A 1,231-nucleotide genomic window follows, 5' to 3' on the forward strand; every position below is an offset into this window, starting at 1 on the left:
TGAATCGCCCCGGATTCTCTAGACACCTTGCAAGCTCATTGCGTAACGCTTTTCAAACTCTACCGGTGACAGTTGATTGTTGAAACCATGCCGGCGTTTTGCGTTGTAGAACATCTCGATGTAATCGAACACATCACTACGAGCATCTTCGCGCGTGGAATAGATTTTCCGCTTGATCCGTTCCCGCTTTAGAAGCTGGAAAAAGCTCTCGGCCACGGCGTTGTCATGACAGTTGCCTCGGCGACTCATGCTGGCAACCAAATTGTTCGCTTTCAAAAAACTGCGCCAATCGGAGCTGCTGTACTGACTGCCCTGGTCGGAGTGAACCATCACCTCCTGTTTCGGTTTTCGCCTCCAAACCGCCATCAATAACGCATCAATGGCCAAATCACTGGTCATCTGCGATTTCATTGACCAGCCGACGACCTGACGAGAAAACAGATCCAGCACGACCGCCAAATACAGCCAGCCTTCATACGTGCGAATGTAGGTGATGTCGGTGACCCAAACTTTGTTGGGTTCTACGACATCGAACTGGCGCTTCAGCAAATTGGGTGAGGCGACCGCTGGCTTACCGCCGTACTTGCCAGGGCGGCGTCGATACCCTGTCTGAGAGCGCAGACCTTCAAGACGCATAAGCCTCGCCACACGATGCCGACCACAATCCTCACCGACCTCGCGCAGATCGTCATGAATTTTGCGATAGCCATAAACACCGCCGCTCTCCAGCCATGAATGCTTGATCAAACCCAGCAATCGTTGGTCGTCTTTAGCGCGTGCAGATTGCGGCTCAGACAACCAAGCGTAATAACCACTGGGATGGACTTTCAGCGTCAGGCAAAGCCGCCGAATGGAATAGTCGCCCGCTCGCTGCTTGATAAAGGCGTACTTCAACCGCACTCCTTGGCAAAGTACGCGGCCGCCTTTTTTAAGATGTCTCGCTCTTCGGTGACCCGCTTGAGTTCGGCTCGCAGACGCCGCAGTTCCGCGTGCTGATCATCGTCTTGCTGCCGTTCTGCCTGAGGTTTGCTGTAGCGCTTTATCCAGGCATAGAGGCTATGCGACGACACGCCAAGACGCGCCGCCACATCAGCGACAGGCAGCTTCTTTTCGGTCACTTGATTGACCGCTTGGATTTTGAATTCTTCGGGATAACGTGGGTTGCTCATGGCACCTCCTGATTGGCCTCAGTTTAAGGCATGGAGGTGTCTACGAAACCCAGGGCGATTCA

1 protein-coding gene is annotated in these 1,231 nt (G+C 53.5%); it reads right to left on the bottom strand.

Annotation, left to right across the window (positions count from 1 at the left end):
* Window positions 1–18 precede the first annotated feature (18 nt).
* Window positions 19–1,169 (bottom strand): IS3 family transposase gene (locus tag NPS46_RS25055; RefSeq protein WP_086008206.1). Its coding sequence is split into 2 segments (ribosomal slippage): window positions 19–935 and window positions 935–1,169, totalling 1,152 coding nucleotides; the frame shifts between segments, so codons are not numbered across the junction.
* Window positions 1,170–1,231 lie beyond the last annotated feature (62 nt).

It is taken from the genome of Pseudomonas putida, from assembly GCF_028682395.1.
GTDB lineage: Bacteria > Pseudomonadota > Gammaproteobacteria > Pseudomonadales > Pseudomonadaceae > Aquipseudomonas > Aquipseudomonas putida_AB.